This window comes from Shewanella sp. SG41-4 (assembly GCF_014164505.1).
Classification (GTDB): domain Bacteria; phylum Pseudomonadota; class Gammaproteobacteria; order Enterobacterales; family Shewanellaceae; genus Shewanella.
The window spans coordinates 1-963 of sequence record NZ_JACJFI010000703.1 but is presented as its reverse complement, the minus strand read 5'-3'; the positions used below and the strand labels follow the sequence as shown (position 1 = coordinate 963).

1 protein-coding gene is annotated in these 963 nt (G+C 36.0%); it reads right to left on the bottom strand.

What is annotated here, in order from left to right; translation table 11 throughout:
• The coding region (locus tag H5202_RS23390; RefSeq protein ID WP_182774104.1) for a DUF3387 domain-containing protein at nucleotides 1-963 on the bottom strand (963 nt) is incomplete at both ends.

Genomic DNA, 963 nt, shown 5'->3' with positions numbered 1-963 from the left:
GTAATTCATTATAGAGTTTGATAATTTCATCAGAAAAATCGGTGATAACCTCAGAACGAAGCACACTTTGCTCATCACGTTCATTGTACTTTTCGACCAACATGTTCATTCTTTTCGAGAAATCTACACTTTTTACCTTGTTGGTCTTTTTAAGCTCACCAATCGCCTTAGCAAGCATTTGCTGCAGAAGTTGAAGCTTGGTATTGGGTTGTTTAATCATTTGTAACTTAGCAAGATAATCATCATCAAAGATATCTATCTCGCCACCTTGATCATCGCCCAACTTAAATATTTCCTCGACACCATCACTCATCAAAGCATTTTTAACCAAGTCGCGTACTTTGCTGTTCATTTGATCCACGTCTGGTGCGCCACCAGATGTAATTTTAAATACAATGGAACGAACAGCTAAGTAGTAATGAATTTTATCTTTATGACTTTGATTTAATTCGCTACTCCCAACACAAATGTCATAAGCAGATTTGAGACGCTTGGTTAAATCCATAAAGGTTTTTTCAAACTTTTTGGTTCTTAGCGCAAAATCTGCAGAAGCATTTAAACAATGCAATTGCTCAAGTGGTGTGCCAATAAAGTAAGGTTTTGAATTAAACTTATGAAATAACCCACCAAGTAAACTCAGGTGATCTTTCACCACAATCACAGACTGCTTAATATCTTCTAGGTTCTGATCTTGGCCTCCCGTATATTGAGAGAGAGCAAGGTTCATCTGCTTTTTAATGCCAATGTAATCGACAACCAGGCCATTCTCTTTACCTTCAAATTTACGGTTTACCCTTGAAATAGTTTGTATCAGATTATGTTTTTGTAATGGTTTATCAATATAAATAGTATCAAGGAATGGCACATCAAAGCCCGTTAACCACATATCTACAACAATAGCGATTTTGAAGTTTGATTTACCATTTTTGAACTGGCGATCTAGCTCTTTACGATGCTCTTTAT